20 protein-coding genes are annotated in these 21,444 nt (G+C 65.5%); 2 read left to right on the forward strand and 18 right to left on the reverse strand.

Annotation, left to right across the window (positions count from 1 at the left end):
• Nucleotides 1–86 precede the first annotated feature (86 nt).
• The 13 genes from hflC to ndk form a co-directional block, all read right to left on the reverse strand.
• Complete coding sequence (hflC, locus tag AAHB16_RS28540; RefSeq protein ID WP_150371330.1) at nucleotides 87–989, reverse strand: protease modulator HflC; 903 nt, start codon at nucleotides 987–989, stop codon at nucleotides 87–89.
• Nucleotides 990–1,003: 14 nt separating this feature from the next.
• On the reverse strand, nucleotides 1,004–2,362 hold the full coding sequence (hflK, locus tag AAHB16_RS28545; protein WP_150371329.1) for an FtsH protease activity modulator HflK: 1,359 nt from the start codon (nucleotides 2,360–2,362) through the stop codon (nucleotides 1,004–1,006).
• A 60-nt stretch (nucleotides 2,363–2,422) separates the two neighbouring features.
• Nucleotides 2,423–3,646 (reverse strand): GTPase HflX, encoded by a 1,224-nt coding sequence (hflX, locus tag AAHB16_RS28550; protein WP_150371328.1) that lies wholly within the window; start codon nucleotides 3,644–3,646, stop codon nucleotides 2,423–2,425.
• A gap of 129 nt (nucleotides 3,647–3,775) precedes the next feature.
• A complete protein-coding gene (hfq, locus tag AAHB16_RS28555; RefSeq protein ID WP_109580730.1) occupies nucleotides 3,776–4,015 on the reverse strand; it encodes an RNA chaperone Hfq in 240 nt (79 codons plus the stop codon).
• Between the two features lie 240 nt (nucleotides 4,016–4,255).
• Nucleotides 4,256–5,599: a ribosome biogenesis GTPase Der gene (gene der / locus AAHB16_RS28560; protein WP_150371327.1), complete on the reverse strand. Its 1,344-nt coding sequence runs from the start codon at nucleotides 5,597–5,599 to the stop codon at nucleotides 4,256–4,258.
• A gap of 255 nt (nucleotides 5,600–5,854) precedes the next feature.
• Entirely contained in the window at nucleotides 5,855–7,036 is a 1,182-nt protein-coding gene (bamB, locus tag AAHB16_RS28565; RefSeq protein ID WP_342052586.1) for an outer membrane protein assembly factor BamB, read from the reverse strand.
• An 83-nt stretch (nucleotides 7,037–7,119) separates the two neighbouring features.
• On the reverse strand, nucleotides 7,120–7,752 hold the full coding sequence (locus tag AAHB16_RS28570) for a YfgM family protein (protein ID WP_150371326.1): 633 nt from the start codon (nucleotides 7,750–7,752) through the stop codon (nucleotides 7,120–7,122).
• A gap of 11 nt (nucleotides 7,753–7,763) precedes the next feature.
• Nucleotides 7,764–9,119: a histidine--tRNA ligase gene (gene hisS, locus AAHB16_RS28575; RefSeq protein ID WP_342052576.1), complete on the reverse strand. Its 1,356-nt coding sequence runs from the start codon at nucleotides 9,117–9,119 to the stop codon at nucleotides 7,764–7,766.
• Nucleotides 9,120–9,147: 28 nt separating this feature from the next.
• Nucleotides 9,148–10,449, reverse strand: coding sequence for a flavodoxin-dependent (E)-4-hydroxy-3-methylbut-2-enyl-diphosphate synthase (ispG, locus tag AAHB16_RS28580; protein WP_150371324.1), 1,302 nt, complete (start codon nucleotides 10,447–10,449; stop codon nucleotides 9,148–9,150).
• Nucleotides 10,450–10,508: 59 nt separating this feature from the next.
• Nucleotides 10,509–11,609 (reverse strand): RodZ domain-containing protein, encoded by a 1,101-nt coding sequence (locus AAHB16_RS28585; protein WP_342052577.1) that lies wholly within the window; start codon nucleotides 11,607–11,609, stop codon nucleotides 10,509–10,511.
• Nucleotides 11,602–12,381, reverse strand: a complete 780-nt coding sequence (gene pilW / locus AAHB16_RS28590; protein WP_150371322.1) for a type IV pilus biogenesis/stability protein PilW — start codon at nucleotides 12,379–12,381, stop codon at nucleotides 11,602–11,604. Before pilW ends, AAHB16_RS28585 begins: the two co-directional genes overlap by 8 nt.
• Entirely contained in the window at nucleotides 12,378–13,532 is a 1,155-nt protein-coding gene (gene rlmN / locus AAHB16_RS28595) for a 23S rRNA (adenine(2503)-C(2))-methyltransferase RlmN (protein WP_342052578.1), read from the reverse strand. The genes pilW and rlmN overlap by 4 nt, the downstream gene beginning before the upstream one ends.
• A 46-nt stretch (nucleotides 13,533–13,578) precedes the next feature.
• Nucleotides 13,579–14,004, reverse strand: a complete 426-nt coding sequence (gene ndk, locus AAHB16_RS28600) for a nucleoside-diphosphate kinase (protein WP_150371320.1) — start codon at nucleotides 14,002–14,004, stop codon at nucleotides 13,579–13,581.
• Nucleotides 14,005–14,360: 356 nt separating this feature from the next.
• Here ndk and AAHB16_RS28605 point away from each other — a divergent pair, with 356 nt between their 5' ends.
• Nucleotides 14,361–15,068, forward strand: coding sequence for a Bax inhibitor-1/YccA family protein (locus AAHB16_RS28605; protein ID WP_342052579.1), 708 nt, complete (start codon nucleotides 14,361–14,363; stop codon nucleotides 15,066–15,068).
• A gap of 55 nt (nucleotides 15,069–15,123) precedes the next feature.
• On the opposite strand, the gene rlmD is transcribed toward AAHB16_RS28605, so the two are convergent.
• On the reverse strand, nucleotides 15,124–16,428 hold the full coding sequence (rlmD, locus tag AAHB16_RS28610; RefSeq protein WP_263364771.1) for a 23S rRNA (uracil(1939)-C(5))-methyltransferase RlmD: 1,305 nt from the start codon (nucleotides 16,426–16,428) through the stop codon (nucleotides 15,124–15,126).
• Nucleotides 16,429–16,620: 192 nt separating this feature from the next.
• Between rlmD and AAHB16_RS28615 the strand changes: the two genes are divergently transcribed.
• Nucleotides 16,621–17,487 (forward strand): endonuclease/exonuclease/phosphatase family protein, encoded by an 867-nt coding sequence (locus tag AAHB16_RS28615; RefSeq protein ID WP_150371317.1) that lies wholly within the window; start codon nucleotides 16,621–16,623, stop codon nucleotides 17,485–17,487.
• Between the two features lie 10 nt (nucleotides 17,488–17,497).
• Here AAHB16_RS28615 and AAHB16_RS28620 read toward each other — a convergent pair whose 3' ends face one another.
• Genes AAHB16_RS28620 through AAHB16_RS28635 form a run of 4 tightly spaced genes read right to left on the reverse strand, consistent with a single transcriptional unit; the run spans nucleotide 17,498 to nucleotide 21,392 of the window.
• Nucleotides 17,498–18,340: a 3'-5' exonuclease gene (locus AAHB16_RS28620; RefSeq protein ID WP_150371316.1), complete on the reverse strand. Its 843-nt coding sequence runs from the start codon at nucleotides 18,338–18,340 to the stop codon at nucleotides 17,498–17,500.
• Complete coding sequence (gene rpoS / locus AAHB16_RS28625) at nucleotides 18,337–19,506, reverse strand: RNA polymerase sigma factor RpoS (RefSeq protein ID WP_150371315.1); 1,170 nt, start codon at nucleotides 19,504–19,506, stop codon at nucleotides 18,337–18,339. Before rpoS ends, AAHB16_RS28620 begins: the two co-directional genes overlap by 4 nt.
• A gap of 6 nt (nucleotides 19,507–19,512) precedes the next feature.
• Nucleotides 19,513–20,418 carry a peptidoglycan DD-metalloendopeptidase family protein gene (locus tag AAHB16_RS28630; protein WP_150371314.1) on the reverse strand — a complete coding sequence of 302 codons (906 nt, stop codon included), beginning with the start codon at nucleotides 20,416–20,418 and terminating at the stop codon, nucleotides 19,513–19,515.
• An 8-nt stretch (nucleotides 20,419–20,426) separates the two neighbouring features.
• Nucleotides 20,427–21,392 (reverse strand): protein-L-isoaspartate(D-aspartate) O-methyltransferase, encoded by a 966-nt coding sequence (locus AAHB16_RS28635; protein ID WP_150371313.1) that lies wholly within the window; start codon nucleotides 21,390–21,392, stop codon nucleotides 20,427–20,429.
• Nucleotides 21,393–21,444: the final 52 nt, after the last annotated feature.

Below are 21,444 nucleotides of genomic sequence, written 5' to 3' on the forward strand. Positions count from 1 at the left end.
TTTGCCGGGCGAATGGTACACCGGTAGCGTACAAAACCCCGGCAAGCCGGGGTTTCGTAGTCGATGGCCGGGAACTGCCGGCTACCCTACTTCTTGCTCGGCGCGGGTGCCGGGGCGCTGCTGCCGCCCGACGACCGCATATAGCGGAAGAAATCGGAACTCGGTTCCAGCACGATCAGGTCCCGCTTGTCGCGGAACGTGTTGCGGTAGGCTTCCATGCTGCGCCAGAACTGCGCGAAATTCGGATCGCGGCCAAACGCGTCGGCGTAGAGCATCGAGGCCTTCGCATCGCCATCGCCCTTGATGACCTGCGCATCGCGATACGCCTCGGCGAGCACGACCTCGCGCTGACGATCGGCATCGGCGCGGATCTTCTCGCCCTCGGCGGCACCGGTCGAACGCAGTTCGTTGGCCACGCGCTTGCGCTCGGCCTCCATGCGGCGATACACCGATTCGCTGATGGCGGGCAGCAGGTCCACGCGCTTCAGTCGAACGTCCAGAATCTCCACGCCCACGGACTGCGCGTACTCGCTCATGCCGGTGCGGATGTTCTGCATGACCTTGTCGCGCTCGCCGGCGACGACATCCGCCACCGTGCGCTTGCCGAACTCCTCACGCGCCACGGAATCGATACGCTGCGTCATGCGGTCCTGTGCGCCGCGCACGTTGCCGCCGAAGGCGACGAAGAACTTGCGCGGATCGACGATGCGCCATTTGACGAACCAGTCCACCACCATGCTCTTCTTCTCGGCGGTCAGGAAGCGCTCGTTGGCGGCCACGTCGATGGTCTGCAGGCGGCGGTCCATGAAGACCACGTTCTGCAGCGGCGGCGGCAGCTTGAAGTGCAGGCCCGGCTCGCGCACGACCTGCTTGATCTCGCCGAAGGCGAACACCACGGCGTACTGGCGCTGATCGACGACGAACAGCATCGACGACGCCACGGCCAGCACGATGAAGATACCAATCGCGAAGGAAATCAGTCGGTTCATGACGGTCTCCTCCCTTAGCGCGAATCGCGGTCGCGATTACGCATCGCTTCACGCGAACGGATATCCGACGATGCATCGGGCACCGAAGGCACGGCCGCGCCTGGCGCCGCCGCGGGCGACGACGGGGCAACCCCGCCCTGCGTCTGCGAGACGAGCTTGTCGAGCGGGAGGTACAGCAGGTTGCTGCCCTGGCGCACATCCACGAGCACCTTGCTCGTGTTGGAGTAGATCTGCTGCATGGTCTCCAGATAGATACGGTCGCGCGTCACCTGCGGTGCCTTTGCGTATTCGGCCTGCACGGAGCGGAAGCGCGAGGCATCGCCCTCGGCCTGCGCCACCACGCGGGAACGGTAGCCCTCGGCCTCTTCCTTCAGGCGCGCGGCGGTACCCTTGGCGCGCGGAATGACGTCGTTGGCATAGGCCTGCCCTTCGCTGATTGCGCGTTCGCGATCCTGGCTGGCCTTGTTCACGTCGTCGAACGCGGCCTGCACCTGCTCGGGCGGCTGCACGCTCTGCACGTTGACGGAGATCACGCGGATACCGGTCTTGTACGCGGTCAGGATGGCCTGGATCGACTTCGCCAGCCCCTGCGCGATCTGTTCGCGGTTCTCGTACAGCACCGAGTCCATCCGGTTGCGGCCCACGATCTCGCGCACCGAGGTCTCGGCGGCCTGCGTCACCAGTTCTTCGTCGCCACCGCGGTCGGTCTTGTTGAAGAACAGATATTCGCTCGCGTCCTGAATGTCGTACTGGACCGTGAACCGGACGTCGATGATGTTCTCGTCCTGCGTGAGCATCGACGAGTCCTTGAGGTTCGTGTCCTTGATCGACGTCGCGCGGCCCACCTCGACCGAACGCACGGCCGACAGGTTGACCACTTCGGCCGACTGGATCGGCCACGGCCAGCGCCAGTTGATACCGGGGCCGGCGCTGTACTTGTACTTGCCGAACTGCAGGATGACCGCGGTCTGGCCTTCCTGGACCATGAAGAAGCCGCTGGCCAGCCAGATACCGGCAATCGCGGCGATCAGCACGCCGACGCCGATGCCCGAGCCCTTGCCCGGTGTGCGGGGACCGCCAAAGTTCTGGTTGCCGCCACCGCCGTTGTCCTTGCGGCCCAGCAGGCCGCTCAGGCGGCGGTTGAAATCGCGCCAGAGCTCGTCGAGATCGGGCGGACCGTCCTGTGGCCGCTGGTTCTGCTGGCGGTTGTTGTCCTTGTCCTTGTCTTCGTCGTCCTGACCGTTGCGGCCCCAGCGGGGGTCGTTCAGCGAGAAGATGGCACGCAGGCGTTGCCAGCCCGCGCGCAGCGGCGCGTGGGAGTGCCTGGCGCCTGGCGCGTAGCGCGAGTCAGGATTCCGGGAGAACTGGGGCATGAAGTGCACGGGTCCGGGAAGTTGTGAACAGGTGGATTCTAGCAGCCATCCTGATCACATTTACGCAATATCGCCATGATCTTCGCCATCGGCGCGCGCGTCGGGCGAAATTTCCGCCTGAACCTCGTCGAGGCGCGGGTCGTGCTCCGGGGGCATCGGGGGCCGCGAGGCCAGCCACTGGGCCACCTCCACCACGGCCTCGCGCAGGCCATCGAGGCCCAGCCCTTCACGCGCCGACAGAAACACGCGCGTGGGCACGCCGTCCTCGTCGCGCTCGATGCGCGGCCCGGCCTCGAGCAGTTCCGGCGCCGCGTCGATCTTGTTCATGACGATGATCTGCGGGATATCCGAGGCATCGATTTCGGCGAGCACGCGGTTCACCTGTTCGATCTGCTCGTGCCGCACGCCGCTCGAGGCATCGACGACATGGAGCAGCAGGTCCGCATGCACGGTCTCGTCGAGCGTGGCGCGGAACGCTTCGACGAGCTGTGTCGGCAAATCGCGAATAAATCCGACGGTATCGGACAACACCACGTTGCCCAGCCCCTCGAGGAACAGCCGGCGCGATGTCGTGTCCAGCGTCGCGAACAGCTGGTCGGCCGCGTAGGCCCGGGCCTTGGTCAGCGCGTTGAACAGCGTCGACTTGCCCGCGTTCGTATAGCCGACCAGCGAAATACTGAGCGTTTCGTTACGGGCGCGCGCGCGACGCTGCGTGCTGTGCTGGCGGCGCAGCCGCGCGAGATCCGTCTTGAGCCGCTTGGCGCGGTCGTCCAGCATCCGGCGGTCGAGCTCGAGCTGACGCTCGCCCGGACCGCCCCGCATCCCGATACCGCCCTTCTGCCGCTCCAGATGGCTCCACGCGCGAACCAGCCGCGACGCCTGGTACTGGACCTGCGCGAGCTCCACCTGCACCTTGCCCACATGGCTCTGCGCACGCTGCGCGAAGATGTCCAGGATCAGCCCGGTGCGGTCGATCACATGCCGGTTCAGAAAGCGCTCGAGGTTCCGCTGCTGCGCGGGGCTCAGCGCGTGGTTGAACACGATCACGTCGGCATCGAGCGCGTCCGCGGCCTGCCGCAGCTCTTCGGCCTTGCCGGATCCGATGAACAGCGACGGATCGGGACGCGGCCGCTTGCCTGTCAGCGTATGAACGGGCACGGAGCCGGCGGTCGTCACCAGCAGCGCGAGTTCGGACAGGCTTTCCTGGAAATCATGCTTGCCGAAATCCACGCCAACCAGGATGGCGCGCGACGGCTCGGTATTGGAGGTAGCTTTGGGTTGCAAACGGGGTGGACGCGAAGCGTCTAGAGGAGAGGCGACGGTCGGGATGACCGTGGACGGCGGAAGATCTGAAAGCAGGCACAACCATGCGACCGCACCGGAATGCGGCCGCACATGACGGAATCGTCGGGATTAACCCTCGGAAGCGTCATCCACGCGGAAATTGACCGCGCGGGCCGGCACGACGGTGGAAATCGCATGCTTGTACACCATCTGCGTCACCGTATTGCGCAGCAGGACGACGTACTGGTCAAACGACTCGATATTGCCTTGCAGCTTGATGCCATTGACGAGGTAGATGGAAACCGGCACGTGCTCTTTGCGCAGCGCGTTCAGGAACGGGTCTTGTAGCAATTGCCCTTTGTTGCTCATGGCACACTCCAAATTTATAGATTTAGTGATGGATCATGGGGACGGAAGCCCCCGGTTCAAGTCATCGGCACAAGATCGCGCCAAAAAAAGATCAAAGCAAAGATGAAAGCGGTACCAGCTTGGCCTCAACACACGCAGGGGGCGAACCCCCTGCTATCCGTGAATTTAGCCGCAGTTCCAAACGAACGCAAACGAATCTTGCCCGCGCCGAAAAAGCCGAGCCCCAGGCACCATCGAGGCTCATTCCTTCGAGTCGACGTACGGGTTTTTGTTCGTGCGAAATTCGATTCGAAGGGGGGTGCCTTTGAGCTTGAATGCGGCGCGGAACCGGTTTTCAAGGTATCGGCGATAGGTTTCGGCGACGCCCGACAGCGCATTGCCATGCACCACGATGATCGGGGGGTTGGACCCGCCCTGGTGCGCGTAACGGAGTTTCGGGCGTGATGTGCCCACTCGCTTCGGCTGCTGGAACTCCACCGCTTCTTCCAGCACGCGCGTCAGTTGCGGCGTCGGCAGCTTGACCATGGCTGCCGCATAGGCGTCATCGACCGAGCGCAGCAGCGCGCCGATCCCGGTGCGCTCGCGCGCGGAAACGAAATGGAAATTGGCGAAACTGAGGAATTGCAGCTTGCGCTCGAGGTCGTGCTTGATGCGGTCGCGCGTATGCCCGTCCAGGCCGTCCCACTTGTTGACGCCCACCACGAGCGCGCGGCCCGACTCGACGATAAAGCCGGCGATATGCGCATCCTGCTCCGAGATGTCCTGCTGCGCGTCGAGCAGCAGCACCACCACGTTGGCATCGGCAATCGACTGCAGCGTCTTGACCACCGAGAACTTCTCGATGGCCTCGAACACCTTGCCGCGCTTGCGCAGGCCCGCCGTATCGATCAGCGTATAGGGCTTGCCGCCCCGCTCGAACTCCACGTAGATGGCGTCGCGCGTGGTACCGGGCATATCGAACGCGATCACGCGCTCCTCGCCGATCAGCGTATTGACGAGCGTGGACTTGCCCACGTTCGGCCGCCCCACGATCGCGATCTTCACGCCGCGCTGGCCGGCGTCCTCGAGCTCGGCGAGCTCCGGACGCTCCTGCACCGCGATGTCGAGCGCCTCATCGACGAGCTCGCGCACGCCATCGCCGTGTGTCGACGAGATCGCGTACGGGTCGCCCATGCCGAGCTCGTAGAAGTCCGCCGCGACCGACGTGTACTTCATGCCTTCGGCCTTGTTCACGGCCAGCATGATGCGGCGGCCGGTCTTGCGCAGGTAGTCGGCAATCACGCGATCCTGCGGCGCGAGGCCGAGCCGGCCATCGACGAGGAAGATCACGACGTCCGCCTCGACCACGGCCTGGCGCGTCTGCTTGGCCATTTCGGCGACGATGCCTTCCTTGGCCACAGGCTCGAAGCCGCCCGTGTCGATCACGATGAATGGACGGTCGCCGACACGGCCCTCGCCGTAGTGGCGGTCCCGTGTCAGGCCCGGCAGGTCGGCGACGAGCGCGTCGCGCGAGCGCGTCATCCGATTGAATAGCGTCGACTTGCCCACGTTCGGGCGGCCGACGAGTGCGATCACTGGTTTCATGCAATAAACGGAAAATGGGCCGGCACACGCCGCCCCGACTCCGGAGTCATGTTGATCCGACATCCTGCCGCGCACCGGGTATCGGGGCACGGCAGGCAGGTTTTCCTGTCGGGCGCGCCCGGCCAGACGATGCGGGGCGCCACGGTCCAGACCGCGAAAGCGGGCACGACCGGAATCATGCTACCGGATTGGTTCCGTCCGTACGACAGGAGTACGGACGATCAGCGCCACCGAGGCGCTAGCTTTTTTTATATCTTAGTTCGGTACGAAACCGTACACATCGCCATCACGCGTCTGCACCACCAGCGTCTGACCCGCAACCACCGGGGCGGCGCTGATCGCGCTGCCGTCGGTCTTCATGCGGGCCACGATCTGGCCGTCCTCGCGCGAGAGGAAGTGGACAAAACCATCGTAGTCGCCCACCACCACCGAGCGGCCCAGCGCGGTCGGCGCGCCGAGCGTGCGATAGCGAAGCTGGTCGTTCTTCCAGCGTTCGTTGCCGTTCTGGCGGTCGAACGCGTAGACCGTCGACGATTCGTCGCTGGCGAACAGCGTCGTGTCATCCTGCGCGACACCGGTCGGCGACGAGAAATCCTTGCCCCACTGCGGCTGGCCGTTGGTCAGCTCCAGGCAGGCGATACGTCCCTGGAACGTGGTCGCGCACACCTGGCGCCCGTTGACGGCGGGCTGGCCCGTGACGTCGTTCAGGCGCTCGATTTCGGACACGCCCTTCGGATACGACACCGCGGACTCCCAGCGCAGCACGCCATTGCCCGGGGCGAGCACGCCGAGCTTGCCGCCCGGGAAGCCCATCACCACGCCGTCGCCGGCGAACGTCATGCCCATGGCCGCGCGGAGGTTCAGCGGGGTCTGCGAACGCTGGTAGATCCAGCGGCGCTCGCCCGTCTGCGCATCGAGGCCGAGCACGCGCGTGTCCGTGGTACGCACGATCACGAGCCCGTTACCGACCAGCGGCGCGGACAGGACCTCGCCGTTGACCTGTTTCTTCCATACCTGCTTGCCGCTCGCGTCGAACGCGTAGACCACGCCCTTCTCGCCCGCCACGGCCGTGACGCTGCCATCGGAGCCCGGACCCGAGGTCAGGTCGACATCGGTCTTGGCCTTCCACAGCGTGCGGCCGGAATTGCCGTCGATCGCCATCACGTTGCCGCTGCGCGAGGACACGTAGACGTTGTTGCCCGATGCCACGGGCGCCATCACGTACTCGCCGCTCTTGCCCACATCGACGGTCCAGGCCTGCTTGACCGACAGCGTGGCGGCCACCGGCTTCAGCTCGGTAGGCGGATGCTTGTTCTCCTTGCCGAACAGCGAGCAGCCGGCGAGCACGCCCAGGCAGGCCCCGGCGGTCAGCGCACGCGCGACATGGCGGGACACACGGTGGGTCGAACGTTTCGCGGCGGCTTGTTGCAATGACATCATGAGAATGCGTTCCCCTTGTATGGCTCGTTAGCTCGTTGGCTCGGTTAGCTCGTTGGCTCGTTCAGCGCTGCGGGACGGCTTCAGGCCGTGCCCAGCGCATCGAGCTTGAACTGGATGACCTGGCGCATGCCGGCATCGCCGGTGCCCAGCTTGTCCAGCGCGCGGCGATACGCGGCACGCGCATCGTCACGCTTGTCCTGCGCGGCCAGCAGATCGCCACGGCGATCGGCGTACAACGCCTCGAACGGGCCCGGCGGGTCCGTCTTCAGCAGCGCCAGACCCTGGTCGTAGGCCTTCTCGTCGAGCAGCACGCCAGCCAGGCGCACCCGCGCGAGGTGCACGTAATCGCCGTCGCCATGATCGATCGCCCATTGCAGCTGCGCCTTCGCGCCGGCCAGATCGCCCGCGTCGTACAGCGTCTTGGCCGCGACCAGCGCGCTCATCTGGCCGTACGCGGTACGGCCGAACTTCGACTCGAGGTCGGTGGCGGCACGCTTCACGCGATCGGCGTCGCGCGCTTCGGCGGCCTTGGTCACCTGCTCGTACAGCAGCGCCGCGTCGCGCGCCTGCGAGCGCTGCCAGTAGTTCCAGCCGCCCCATGCCGCGAACGCGAGCAGGCCCGCAATCAGGATCCAGGTGACAAAGTTGCCGTACTGGTTCCACCAGGCCTTGAGGCTCTCAAGCTGTTCCTGTTCTTCTAGATCGTAAGCCATGTCGAGATCAATTATTGTTCGTCGCTATCGTCGTCATCGCTCTCGATGGCATTGACCATCCGATCGATCACGAATTCCACGAGGCCCTCTGCCGGCACCGACTCCTGCGCGCCGCCCGTGCCTTCGGCACCCGCGCCACGCAATTCCTTCACCTGCACCACGCCGTTGGCCACCTCGTCGTCGCCGATGATGACCGCGAACGACGCACCGCTGCCGTCGGCACGCTTCATCTGCGACTTGAAGCTGCCGCTCTTGCCGTCGGTCGTGGCATGCAGCACCACGTTGAGGCCCGCATCGCGCAGGCGCTCCGCGGCGATCATCGCCTGCTCGGCGGCCGGCGTGCCCTGGTGCACGACGTACACGTCGCAACCTTCGACGTCCGGCACGAGCTTCTCTTCGCGCATCAGTTCGATGATGCGCTCGATGCCCATGGCCCAGCCGCACGCGGGCGCGGACTTGCCGCCCATCTGCGCGATCAGCGGATCGTAGCGGCCACCGCCGGCGATCGTGCCCTGCGCGCCAAGCTTATCCGTAATCCACTCGAATACCGTCAGATTGTAGTAATCGAGCCCGCGCACGAGACGCGGATTGATCTTGAACGGAATGTTGTTCGCCTTCAGCAGGCGTTGCACGCCGTCGAAGTGCGCAAGCGATTCCTCGCCGAGGAAGTCGATCAGCTTCGGCGCGTTCGCAGCCATCTCCTGCAGCGCGGGGTTCTTCGTGTCGAGCACGCGCAGCGGGTTCGTGTACAGGCGGCGCTTGCCATCCTCGTCGAGGATGTCCTGGAAGCCTTCCAGATACTTGATCAGTTCCTCGCGATGCGCGGCACGCTCGTGCGCCTGGCCGAGCGAATTGAGCTCGAGGCGCACATTGGTCAGACCGAGGTCGTCCCACAGGCGCTGGCACATCAGGATGATCTCGGCATCGACGTCCGGACCGGCAAAGCCGAGCGCTTCCGCGCCAAGCTGGTGGAACTGGCGATAGCGGCCACGCTGCGGACGCTCGTGGCGGAACATCGGACCCGTGTACCACAGGCGCTTGGGGCCGTCGTACAGCAGGTTGTGCTCGATCGTCGCGCGCACCGCCGCCGCCGTGCCTTCCGGACGCAGCGTCAGTTGCTCACCGTTCAGCGAATCGGTGAACGAGTACATTTCCTTCTCGACGATGTCCGTGACCTCGCCGATGCCGCGCACGAACAGCTGCGTGTGCTCGACGATCGGCGTGCGGATCTGCTCGTAACCGTAGGCGCGCAGCATCGACCGCGCGGTGTTCTCGAACAGCTCCCACAGCGGCGCGTCGGCGGGCAACATGTCGTTCATGCCCTTGACGCCTTGCAGCGCCCGCACCTTCTCTGTCTTCTCAGTCATTTCTTCTTGTCTGCATGGCGGCGGCCGCTCAGGCCACCGCACCTTGTTCGGCACGCACGGCATTCGGGCCGTAGTGCGTGCGCACGTACTCGTCCACGATCGCCTGGAATTCCTCGGCGATGCGCTCGCCGCGCAGCGTCTTCACCTTGACGCCGTCCACGAACACCGGCGCCGCCGGTGACTCGCCCGAGCCCGGCAGCGAGATGCCGATATTGGCGTGCTTGCTCTCGCCGGGGCCGTTGACGATGCAGCCCATCACGGCCACGTCCATTTCTTCCACGCCCGGATAGGCCGTCTTCCACACCGGCATCTGCTCGCGCAGATACGACTGGATGCTTGCGGCCAGCTCCTGGAACGTCGTGCTCGTGGTGCGGCCGCAGCCGGGGCATGCGATCACCATCGGCGTGAAGTTGCGCAGGCCCATGGTCTGCAGGATTTCCTGCCCCACGTAGACTTCCTTCTCGCGCGGCGCGCCCGGTTCCGGCGTCAGCGAAATGCGGATCGTGTCGCCGATGCCTTCCTGCAGCAGGACCGACAGCGCGGCCGTCGAGGCCACGATGCCCTTGCTGCCCATGCCCGCTTCGGTCAGGCCCAGGTGCAGCGCGTATTCGCAGCGGCGCGCCAGTTCGCGGTACACCGCGATCAGCTCCTGCACCTGCGAGACCTTGCACGAGAGGATGATCTGATTGCCCGCGAGGCCGATCTCCTCGGCCTTGCGCGCGGACTCGATCGCCGAGGTGATCAGCGCTTCCACCATCACGTTCTGCGCGGCCCACGGCTTCGCGCGTTGCGCGTTCTCGTCCATGATGCGCGCGAGCAGGTCCTGGTCCAGGCTGCCCCAGTTCACGCCGATACGCACCGGCTTGTCGTAGCGGCACGCCATCTCGATCATCTGCGCGAACTGCGTGTCGCGCTTGGCACCCTTGCCCACGTTGCCCGGGTTGATCCGGTACTTCGACAACGCCTGCGCGCACTCGGGATAGTCGTGCAGCAGCGTATGGCCGTTGTAATGGAAGTCGCCGACCAGCGGCACATCGACGCCCATGCGGTCGAGCTGCTCGCGAATCGCCGGCACCGCGGCCGCGGCCTCGGGCGTGTTCACGGTGATACGGACGATCTCGGAGCCCGCGCGCGCGAGTTCCTTGATCTGGATCGCCGTGCCGATCGCATCGACGGTGTCCGTATTGGTCATCGACTGGATGCGCACGGGCGCACCGCCGCCGATCAGAACGACATTGTCGCCCCACACGACGCGCGCCTGGCGCGACTGCCGACGCGGCAACGGGCCCGGAGGAACTGGCTCGACGGGCTGGAAAGCCTCTTCATTCATTGCATCACCACCTTGCATGCTTGACGGTTTGCGGGGACCGCGCTTGTCTGACCGACCGATTACGGTAACGTCAGCCGCGCCACGTTGTTGCGGTCCGCGCTCTTGAAATCCACGGGCGCGCCGTTCCGGCGCACCGATTCGACACCCTTCACGTTGCCGATCACGAGCTTGTACGGTGCGGCACCGCCGCCGGTCACGACGTCGCCGGCCTTTGCGGTGCCACCGAGCACCACCTTGCCGTTGCGATCGCGGACCTCGTACCAGGTATCGGCCGAGAAACGCAGTTCCACGTCGCCACCGGCCGCCGCGGCAGCCGCTGCCGCTGCCGTTGCCGCTACCGCTGCCGCCGGCGCGCTCGCCGCGGGGGCTTCCGTCGCGCCCGGCGCCGTCGGCGAAGTCAGGGCGCCACCGGTGGCCAGCGGCATGCCGCTCGCGGTCGTGGCGGTCGCCGTCGTGGCGGTCGCCGTCGTGGCGGTACCCGCCGTGGCCGGCGCCGGCGCCGTGATCGCGGGCGCCTCCGAGGGAGCCGGCGAATCGTTGCCCGTCATCACGGGCGGCAGCGCCGCGGTCACGGTGCCATCGCCGCTGGACTGCGGGGTGGCCTCGTCCGTCGCCGCCGTTTCGGCCGCGTGTTCGTTCTGCTGATTGCGCGCCTCGAGCCACGCCTTGGCATGGTCATAGCCGAACCAGCCGCCCGCGCCGAGCACGGCCACGACGAAGAACAGCCAGACCCAGCGGCCACCGCTGCTTGCCGAGCCGCCCGAACCGAAGCGGTTGCTCGAGCCGAAGCGGTTGCGGTCGTCGAACGTCTGGTTCAGCGAACCCTCGTGCCGGCGCGTGATCTCCGCCACGGGCGTAGTCTGCGCCTGCGCGTGATAGCGGCCCAGCAGCGGATCGATATCGATATGGAGCGTGCGGGCATAAGCACGCATCACGCCCTTGGCGAACGTCACGTCCGGCAGGCTCGACACGTTGCCGGACTCGATCGCCGCGAGCTTGGTCGCCGCCACCTTGAGCCGCGCGCTCACGTCCTCGAGCGACAAGCGCTGCGCCTCGCGCCCCGCCTTGAGCTGTGCGCCGATCTCGCGCGCCACGGCGTCACGATCGGTCTCCACCACGCCCGAAGCAGTCTGGCTTTCGGCACGCTCCTGTTCACTCATCCCATGCTCCCTGTTCAAAGGCGCTCAGCTCGCGCGATTCCGGAAACCGGCTGCGCAATTGCGACACGAGCGCGTTCTGCGTCGTGGCGTCGCCGCGCCGGTGCGCGATGCGCAGCCCGAGCCAGAGCGATTGCGCGCTCGGCGTGCGGCTGTTGTTGACGCGCCCGATATATTGTTGTGCCTGCACGAGGTCGCCACGGCGGTAGTAGACCAGCGCAAGATTGGTGATTGCCGCCTGGTTGTTGCGGTCGTAGCCGAGCGCGCGCAGCAGCGTCTTCTCGGCGCCCTCGCTGTTGCCGGTGCGCATCTCGCACACGCCCAGGCTGATCAGCGGCTTGACTGGGCCGCTCGCCGACGGCGCGTCGACCGCGCGGCGCAGGATCGGCAGACCTTCGCCCGCACGGTTGTTCTGGCACAGGAACCAGCCGTAGTTGTTCAGCACGTCGGCATCGTTGGGCCGCATCGACAGCGCGGTGCGGAAGCTGTCTTCCGCGAGCGCGCGTTCGTTCATGCCCTGATAGGCCAGCGCGCGCATATGGTACGCATCGACCATCGCCGGATCGATCGCGATCGCCTGCTTGCTTTCGTCGAGCGCCACGGAATATTGCCCGGCCTCGAGATAACCCATCGCCAGCTGCAGGCGAATCATCGCCCGGCGACTGACGTCGGTCTGGTCGGAGGCGGTCGGGATACCCTGCGGCTGCGGATTCGGCAGCGTGCAGGCAGACAACATCACCAGCCCGAACAGGGCCGCGACAATCAGACGCATCATGCGGGGCGAGCCTCCCGAGCTTTGCCGGCCGCGTTGACCGGCACCACTGGCACGATCTTGCCGAACTTGCCGCGCTCGGCCAGACGGGTACGATCCATGACTTCGCCGGCCAGCTGGCCGCATGCGGCGTCGATGTCGTCGCCGCGCGTCTTGCGGATCGTGGTAACGATGCCCGCGTCCATCAGCACCTGGGCGAAGCGGCGGATCTGCTCGTTGTTCGAGCGCTTCAGCCCCGATTCCGGGAACGGGTTGAACGGGATCAGGTTGAACTTGCAGGGCACGTCGGCCACAAGCTTCAGCAGTTCCCGCGCGTGCTCGACGCCGTCGTTGACGCCATCGAGCATGCAGTATTCGAAAGTAATGAAATCGCGCGGCGCGAACTCGAGGTAACGGCGGCATGCCGCCATCAGTTCGGCCAGCGGGTACTTCTTGTTCAGCGGCACGAGCATGTCGCGCAGCGGATCGTTCGAGGCGTGCAGCGAGACCGCGAGCGCCACCGGAAGATCCTTCGACAGCCGGTCCATCATCGGCACGACGCCGGACGTGGACACCGTCACGCGGCGGCGCGACAGGCCGTACGCGTTGTCGTCGAGCATCAGCCGCAGGGCCGGCACGACCTGGTCGTAGTTGAGCAGCGGTTCGCCCATGCCCATCATCACGACGTTCGAAATCACGCGTTCGTCCTTGGGACCACGGCCCAGGTGCTCGCGCATCGCGAACTCGGCCATCCAGAGCTGGCCGATGATCTCGCCGGTGCTGAGGTTCCGCGAGAACCCCTGCTTGCCCGTCGAGCAGAAACGGCAGTTGACCGCGCAGCCCGCCTGCGAGGACACGCACAGCGTGCCACGCGTTTCCTCGGGGATATACACGGTCTCCACCGCATTGCCGGCACCGACATCGACGAGCCACTTGCGCGTGCCGTCGGACGACACGTTGTCGGCGATGACGGACGGCGCGCGGATCTCGGCGCGGGTCGCGAGCTTTTCGCGCAGCGACTTGGCGAGATCCGACATGGCGTCGAAACGGCTGGCACCGAACTGGTGGATCCAGCGCTGCAACTGGCGCGCGCGGAACGGCTTCTCGCCGAGCTCGCCGCAATAGGCGGTGAGCGCGTCCGCATCCAGATCGAGCAGATTGACGAGATCGTTCATGACTACAGTTCCAGCGTGGATTTCAGCGTGATGTCAGCAGGGACAATCAGCGGCTGTAAACGTTCAGACCCGCGAAGAAGAATGCGACTTCAGCGGCAGCGGTTTCCGCACCGTCCGAACCGTGCACGGCGTTCGCGTCGATGCTGTCGGCGAAGTCGGCGCGGATCGTGCCCTTGTCGGCCTTCTTCGGGTCCGTGGCGCCCATCAGGTCACGGTTCTTGGCGATGGCGTTCTCGCCTTCCAGGACCTGGATCATCACCGGGCCCGACACCATGAAGTCCACGAGGTCCTTGAAGAACGGACGCTCCTTGTGCACGCCGTAGAACTGCTCGGCTTCGGCGCGCGACAGCTGGACCAGCTTGGCGGCAACGATCTTGAGGCCGGCGGCCTCGAAACGGGCGTAGATCTGGCCGATAACGTTCTTGGCCACGGCATCCGGCTTGATAATCGACAGGGTGCGTTCGATCGCCATGAAAAACTCCGAAAAATGAAGGGGTTACTAAAGGAATAAACGTGCAATTCTAGCACGAGACAATGACGGATTCGAGCGGGGGCAACCGGGGTTGCACTGTGATCGCGTGTAATCTTTTCCCGGTCCCGTCGTGTGGTATTTACATCACACTTGCGGAACAGTTTGCCTTGCGCCACGTCAAATGTGTTCGAATCTGCAAGACAAGCGTTTATATGGGTGGTTGTTAAGACAATCAATGAGATTACATTGCCGTAATACTTGGTGGCCGCCCCTTGCAATTCAACTGACGCGGTGCGACATTCAGACTGTGCCGCGCCGGGGCCACCCGGCCACACCATTTTGAGACAGGAGTCACCATGAACGAAAGGCTCGATACCTATAGCTTCGGCAACAGCGCCTCGGGCGCCAATGCCGCGGTCGCGCGCAACCGGGTCCTGCGCAACACATACTGGCTGCTCGCATTGTCGATGGTCCCCACGGTGCTCGGCGCCTGGCTGGGCGTCGCGATGGGCGGCTTCACACTGATCGCGGGAAGCCCGGGCATCTCCGCCATCCTGTTCATCGCCATCATGTTCGGCTTCTTCTTCGCCATCGAGAAGACGAAGAACAGCGGACTGGGCGTCGTGCTGCTACTGGCCTTCACATTCGTGATGGGCCTGTGGCTGTCGAATCTGATCGGCGTGACGCTGCGCTTCTCGAACGGCCCCGCACTGATCATGTACGCGTTCGGCGGCACCGCGGCGGTGTTCGCGACGATGGCGACCATCGCCACGACGAGCAAGCGCGATTTCTCGGGCATGACCAAGTTCCTGATGGTCGGCGTGATCATGCTGATCCTCGCCTCCATCGCGAACCTCTGGCTGCATCTGCCGGCGCTGATGATCACCGTGTCGCTGATTGCGATCGCGATCTTCTCGGCGTTCATCCTGATCGACGTGCAGCGCGTCGTGAACGGCGGCGAAACGAACTACGTGACGGCCACGCTCGCGATCTACCTCGACGTGTACAACGTATTCGTGAACCTGCTGGCGCTGCTGGGCATCTTCGGCGGCAACCGAGACTGACGGCGACTGCCAACGACTTCGGTCGTTAAAAAAACCGGCCTTCGGGCCGGTTTTTTTATGCGCGATCGAATACCGCGATCGACTCCACGTGCGACGTGTGCGGGAACATATTGACCACACCCGCGCCGCTGAGCCGGTAGCCCGCCTCGTGCACGAGCAGACCGGCATCGCGCGCCAGCGTGGCCGGGTTGCACGACACGTAGACAATGCGCTTCGGCAGCACATCGCTGCCCTGCTGGTGGAGTTCGGCGAGCGCCTTGCTCACGGCCAGCGCGCCCTCGCGCGGCGGGTCCACGAGCCAGCGGTCGAAGCGGCCCAGCTGGGCGATATCCTCCGCGGTCACCTCGAACAGGTTACGGCACGCAAACGACGTCTTGTGCGCCAGCCCGTTGTATTCGGCATTGGCCAACGCGCGCGTGGTCAGCGCCTCGCTGCCCTCGATGCCCATGACCGAGGTCCCCTGCGTGGCCAGTGGCAGCGTGAAATTGCCGATACCGCAGAACAGGTCGAGCAGCCGGTCCGACGGCTGCGCGTCGAGCAGACGCAGTGCGCGGCCGATCAGCACGCGGTTGATCTGGTGATTGACCTGCGTGAAATCCGTGGGCTTGAACGGCATGCGGATGCCGAACTCGGGCAGCGTGTAGGCGAGCTCGCGGTCCGTCGGGTGGAACACGTGCACCGTGTCCGGCCCCTTCGGCTGCAGCCAGAACTGCACGTTGTGCTGGTCCGCGAACGCGCGCAGCAGGTCCTTGTCGGCATCGGTCAGCGGCTCGAGGATACGCAACACGAGCGCCGTCACGTCCTGCCCCACCGCAAGTTCGATCTGTGGCATGCGGTCGCGAATGGACAGGCCTGTCACCAGTTCGCGCAGCGGCATCAACAATGCTGACACATGCGGCGGCAATACTTCGCATGACGTCATGTCCGCCACATAGCTGCTCTTGCGCTCGTGAAAGCCCACCAGCACCCCGCCCTTCTTGGCCACGTAACGCACGGTCAGGCGCGCGCGGAAGCGATAGCCCCAGTCCGGGCCGGCGATGGGACGGAACACGACGTCGGGACGCACCTTCGACAGATGCCAGAGGTTGTCTTCGAGAATGCGCTGCTTGATGGCGAGCTGCGCGCGCGAGTCCAGATGCTGCATCGAGCAGCCGCCGCAAACGCCGAAATACTGGCAGCCCGGCGTGACACGCATCACGGACGGCTGCTTGATCTCGACCAGCGAGGCCTGCTCGTAGCTGGGCTTGCGCTTGAAGCTGCGGTAGCTCACGGTTTCGCCGGGCAGCGCGCCTTCGACGAAGATCACCTTGCCCGGGGTGCCATCCTCGTTGACGAGGCGGCCCACGCCGCGCGCTTCCATATCGAGGGCATCGATGACCACGACTGGCTCGATCTTCGGTTTGGCGGGGGGTGCGGATGGGGATGCGGCGGACGCGGCACCTGACGGCGCGGTCTCCACCTGCTCTGGCTGGACGGACACGGATTGAGACACCTGCGGGGACCTGGCGTATTGTTTTGCGAATGCGCGATTGTATTCCATGGAGACACGACGATGGAGTTGCTGAACTGGAACGTGCAGTGGGGCCGCGGCGCGGATGGCAAGGTGGACCTTGCGCGCACCGTGGGCACGCTGCGAGAAATGGCCGATGCCGACGTGATCTGCCTGCAGGAAATCACGCGCGGGTTCGGCGATATCGCGGGCGGGCCACAGCGCGACCAGGTAGCCGAACTCACGGCCCTGCTTCCCGGCTACCGCATCCTGTTCGCGCCCGGCGTGGACCGGTACGGCAACGATGGCGCGCCGCGCCAGTTCGGCAATGCGATCGCCACGCGGCTGCCCGTGCGCGAGGTCTTCCGGCATGCGCTGCCGTGGCCCGCGGACCCGAGCGTGCCGTCGATGCCGCGCGTCGCGCTGGAGGTGACCGTGGAAACGGGGACCGCCGCCGCGCCGCAGCGCGTACGCGTGATCACGACCCACCTCGAGTACTACTCGGCCTCGCAGCGCGCGGCACAGGCGGAAGCGCTGCGCGTGTGGCATGCGGAAGCCTGCGCCCATGCGCGGCATCCGGGGCGCGACGAGAAAGGTCCGGGGCCGTTCGAACCCGAGCCGCGCCCGACGCAGGCGATTCTCTGCGGCGACTTCAACAGCAAGGTCGATGACGTGGCCTACCGGCACATGCTCGTGCCGTATGGCGACGGCACGCCGAACTGGCGCGATGCGTGGGTGCATACGCACCCCGGCCAGCCGCATGCGCCCACGTGCGCGCTATACGACCGCGAGCAATGGAACGAGCCGCCCTTCGCGTGCGACTTCGTGTTCGTGACTGAGGATTTGCGGGATCGCGTAAAGCGCTGCGAGGTGAATGGCGAGACGCCGCACTCGGACCATCAGCCCATTCACCTGAGCCTCGATATCTAGGCGGACGCCCCTAGAACGACTCGTCGTCCTCGGCCTCTTCGCTGACGGGGCGCAGCTGGAACGCGCGCAGGTATTCCATCCACTGCTCGCCCGGCAGTTCGGCCAGCGATTCCTGCACGAACGCGACCTCATGATCGAATTCGCGCGCGGACAGGCCGCCGCGCATCAGCTGGAAGCGGCAGTACACGAGGTACGTGTTGACGACGTCGGTCTCGCAATACGCGCGAATCGCGTCGAGCTGGCCGCCCTGATAGGCCTCCCATACCTTGCTGCCGTCCATGCCGAGCTTGCCCGGGAATCCGCACAGCTTGGCGAGGTCGTCGAGCGGCGCGCTCGCGCGCGGCTGGTACATCGCCAGCAGGTCCATCAGGTCCAGATGCCGCATGTGATAGCGGCTGATGTAGTTGTTCCACTTGAAGTCGCGGCTGTCGTCGTCGCGGCCTTCGCCCATCTCCCAGTAGCGCGGCGCGGACACGCCGTTGACGAGTCCGCGATAGTGCAGCACGGGCAGATCGAAACCGCCGCCGTTCCACGACACGAGCTGCGGGCTGTAGCGCGCAATCAGTTCGTAGAACTTCTGGATCAGCGTGGCCTCGGTGTCCTCGACGGTGCCGAGCGAGCCCACATGGAAGCTGGCCGAACCGTCGCGCTGCGTCCGGCGCAGCACGCATGAAATCGCGGCCACGCGCTGCAGATGGTGCGGCAGGAAATCGGAGCCGGTCTTCTCCCGGCGGGCGGCAAACGCATGCTCGGCGACTTCGGCGTCGCTCATCGATGCGGGATGGTCATGCAAACGGCGCAGGCCGGCGACATCGGGAATCGTCTCGATGTCGAATACCAGCACAGGTGTCATAAAACAGCGTCCTTCCTTACACCTTGCGAAGCGAAATGCCGCTTGAGCTTGACCAGCGCTTCCTGCTGGATCTGGCGCACGCGCTCGCGCGTCAGGCCCATTTCCTCGGCCAGCTCCTCGAGCGTGGCCGGCTCGATGTGGTTGAGGCCGAAGCGGCGTTCCACCACATAGCGATGCTTCTCCGACAGGCGTGCGAGCCAGAGCTTCATCAGGTTTTCCAGCTCGCGGTGAGCGACCTCCTGATCCGGCGCGGCATTGTGCTCGTCGGAAAGGAAGTCCAGCAGGCTCGAGCCCGGGTCGAGATCGAACGGCGTATCGAGCGAGGTGGTGTGTTCATTGAGTGCCAGAACGTCCTGCACCTCGTCAGGCGTCTTTCCGAGGAGATGTGCGATGTCCTCGAGGCTGGCGTCGCGGCCATCCGTGCCACCCTTTTCGAGGTGGCGCTTGGCGCGCAGGACCTGGTTCAGTTCGCGAATCACGTGCACCGGCAGGCGAACCGTGCGCGCCTGGTTCATGATGGCGCGCTCGATGCTCTGGCGGATCCACCATGTGGCGTACGTGGAAAAACGGAACCCGCGCGACGGGTCGAATTTCTCGATCGCATGCATGAGGCCGAGGTTGCCTTCCTCGATCAGGTCGAGCAGCGGCACGCCCCGATTGAGATAGCCCTTCGCGATGCTGACCACGAGGCGCAGGTTACGCTCGATCATCACCTGCCGCGCGGAGAAATCGCCTTCCTTCGCGAGCGTCGAGAAATGCAGCTCCTCCGGCGCGGACAGCAGCGGCTTGATACTGATGCGATTGAGATAGTGCTGGACCGTATCGGCGGCGAGTTCGGTATGCAGGACCGTCTTGAAGTCGTCGGGTTCGGCGGCGGGTTCGGCTCCGCCCTCTTCTTCCTCGTCTTCTTCGTCCTCGTCGTCGTCATCTTCGGCGACGGGCTCTTCGCGCAAACCCGCACGCGATACCGCGGTAATCGGCTCGTCGGTCGCAGGCACCATCTCGGCGGCGGGGTCGCCGTCGAACATCTCGGGGTCGACCGCGGCCACTACGCCGTCGTCGACTGCGTCGTCAGCCTGCGCCACCACGCCAGCCTTTCCTTCCGGCTGCTTGGGACGACGGGTCCTGCTGACAACTCCGGATGAAACAGTTTTCTGGCGTGGCATGAAACCTCACTGTGGCGGCAGATACCGCATTGGATCGACCGGTTTTCCGTTCTTTCGAACCTCGAAGTGCAGCTTGACCCTGTCAGTATCACTGTTACCCATTTCGGCAATCTTCTGGCCCTTCCGAACCGTTGATTGCTCTGCCACCAGCACCTTGTCGTTATGCCCGTATGCGGTGAGATACGTTTCATTGTGTTTGATGATGACAAGATTCCCGTAGCCGCGCAAGGGGCCTACGTGAATCACCTTACCTTCCTCCGCGGCGAGTACGGGATCCCCCTTCTTGCCAGCAATATCGATGCCCTTGTTGCCCTTTTCATCGAACTTCCCGATCAGCTGACCGGTCGCCGGCCATGCCATCCGCATCGACCCTTCGGCCACTGCGGCCGAGGCTGCCGAAGGCGCGGAAGCCGCCGCCGCGGGCGGCGTCGCCACCGGTGCCGCGGCAGTCGTCGCGGGCGCGCTGGCGGCCGATGCGGCCGACATCGGCGTGCCCACCGGACGCGATGCGTCGATCGGCTGCGCCTGCACGTTGCCGGCATTGATCGGCACCGTCGCCACGCCCGCCGCCGCGTTCGGATCCGCGCTCGGCGGCACCACGCGCAACAGCTGGCCGACCTCGATCTGGTTAACGTTGCCGAGATTGTTCCAGCCCGCGACATCGCGATACGACTGACCGTTCTCCAGCGCGATGCGATACAGCGTATCGCCACGCTTGACGCGATAGTACCCCGGCGGCGCCGGTTCGGTCGTTGAAGCGCCAGGCGTGCCGGCGGTGGATGTGCGGTCGACCACAGGCGCGGGGGCCGGCATGGGCGAATTGGCGCATGCGCCGAGCAGCGCGGCCATGGCGGTGACGACGAGAACCTGTCCTGCGCGAGCGAAATGATCCGATTTCACGTTGTTGTGCATAGTTCGACTCAGATGGTGCCCGATTTTAAGGGCACAAAGAAAACAGCTTCAAGCGCGGTCCGATGAAAGCGATGCCGGTTGAGGCGCTCGATAAGCAGCAACTGCTGCGCGCCGCCCTGGCCGCCCGCCCCCGCGGGCACCGCCACGGGCGCGATGAGCCTGCCGCCGATCGCGAGCTGCTCCAGCAGGGCTTCGGGCACCTCCATGCCCGCGGCCGCGAGAATGATCGACGAAAACGGCGCCGCCTGAGGCAGCCCCAGCATGCCGTCGCCGTAATGCAGCCGCACGTTAGGCAGGCGCAACGGCCGCAGGTTCGCCTTGGCCTGCTCGTGGAGCGGGCGAATTCGTTCGATCGAGAAAACTTCTTCGGCGGCGAGGCTCAGCACGGCCGCCTGATAGCCGCAGCCGGTACCGATCTCGAGCACGCGCGCGAGCGGCTGTTCCGGCGGAAGGCCGTCGCGCAGCAGCTCGATCATGCGGGCCACCACGGACGGCTTGGAAATGGTCTGCTGATGCCCGATCGGCAGCGCCGCATCTTCATAGGCCTGCGACGCGAGGCCCGGCTCCATGAACAGATGGCGCGGGACGGTACCGATCGCGCGCAGCACGCGTTCGTCGCGAATGCCCGATGCGCGCAGCCGCGCGGTCAGCGCGCCGCGCGCGCGATCGGAGGCCATGCCGCCGCCGCCGGCCGTCGCGGCCGAGGTGCGGGCCTCGACGGCGCTGCCCGGCGTCACCGGTTGCGGCGTGGTGGCCGACAATGCCGGCTTGCGTCCGCGCTGCACGGCCGAACTCAGTGCGGAACTGAGCGGCTTGAGCGCATTCGGGGGAGTCTGCGCGGCGGGCACGACGGGCACCGCCGATTTGCGCGCGGCATCGATCGCGGGCATGCCCGCGGTGCGTTCGGGCGCGGGCTTGCGCTCGACCACCGCGTCGAGCGTGAGCGGAAAGCGGGATCGCGGCGGTGCCGTCATGCGAACGCGCTCCGCATCATCGATACGCAGCGTGCCGCTGCGCGGGCCGGCC

It is taken from the genome of Cupriavidus sp. OTU4054, from assembly GCF_038440175.1.
GTDB classification, from domain to species: domain Bacteria; phylum Pseudomonadota; class Gammaproteobacteria; order Burkholderiales; family Burkholderiaceae; genus Cupriavidus; species Cupriavidus pauculus_D.

Coding starts and splice junctions, on each gene's coding strand:
- hflC (WP_150371330.1), bottom strand. CDS start 989: ATGAACCGACTGATTTCCTTCGCGATTGGTATCTTCATCGTGCTGGCC.
- hflK (WP_150371329.1), bottom strand. CDS start 2,362: ATGCCCCAGTTCTCCCGGAATCCTGACTCGCGCTACGCGCCAGGCGCC.
- hfq (WP_109580730.1), bottom strand. CDS start 4,015: ATGAGCAACAAAGGGCAATTGCTACAAGACCCGTTCCTGAACGCGCTG.
- der (WP_150371327.1), bottom strand. CDS start 5,599: ATGAAACCAGTGATCGCACTCGTCGGCCGCCCGAACGTGGGCAAGTCG.
- bamB (WP_342052586.1), bottom strand. CDS start 7,036: ATGTCATTGCAACAAGCCGCCGCGAAACGTTCGACCCACCGTGTGTCC.
- AAHB16_RS28570 (WP_150371326.1), bottom strand. CDS start 7,752: ATGGCTTACGATCTAGAAGAACAGGAACAGCTTGAGAGCCTCAAGGCC.
- hisS (WP_342052576.1), bottom strand. CDS start 9,119: ATGACTGAGAAGACAGAGAAGGTGCGGGCGCTGCAAGGCGTCAAGGGC.
- ispG (WP_150371324.1), bottom strand. CDS start 10,449: ATGAATGAAGAGGCTTTCCAGCCCGTCGAGCCAGTTCCTCCGGGCCCG.
- AAHB16_RS28585 (WP_342052577.1), bottom strand. CDS start 11,609: ATGAGTGAACAGGAGCGTGCCGAAAGCCAGACTGCTTCGGGCGTGGTG.
- pilW (WP_150371322.1), bottom strand. CDS start 12,381: ATGATGCGTCTGATTGTCGCGGCCCTGTTCGGGCTGGTGATGTTGTCT.
- rlmN (WP_342052578.1), bottom strand. CDS start 13,532: ATGAACGATCTCGTCAATCTGCTCGATCTGGATGCGGACGCGCTCACC.
- ndk (WP_150371320.1), bottom strand. CDS start 14,004: ATGGCGATCGAACGCACCCTGTCGATTATCAAGCCGGATGCCGTGGCC.
- AAHB16_RS28605 (WP_342052579.1), top strand. CDS start 14,361: ATGAACGAAAGGCTCGATACCTATAGCTTCGGCAACAGCGCCTCGGGC.
- rlmD (WP_263364771.1), bottom strand. CDS start 16,428: ATGGAAGCGCGCGGCGTGGGCCGCCTCGTCAACGAGGATGGCACCCCG.
- AAHB16_RS28615 (WP_150371317.1), top strand. CDS start 16,621: ATGGAGTTGCTGAACTGGAACGTGCAGTGGGGCCGCGGCGCGGATGGC.
- AAHB16_RS28620 (WP_150371316.1), bottom strand. CDS start 18,340: ATGACACCTGTGCTGGTATTCGACATCGAGACGATTCCCGATGTCGCC.
- rpoS (WP_150371315.1), bottom strand. CDS start 19,506: ATGCCACGCCAGAAAACTGTTTCATCCGGAGTTGTCAGCAGGACCCGT.
- AAHB16_RS28630 (WP_150371314.1), bottom strand. CDS start 20,418: ATGCACAACAACGTGAAATCGGATCATTTCGCTCGCGCAGGACAGGTT.
- AAHB16_RS28635 (WP_150371313.1), bottom strand. CDS start 21,392: ATGACGGCACCGCCGCGATCCCGCTTTCCGCTCACGCTCGACGCGGTG.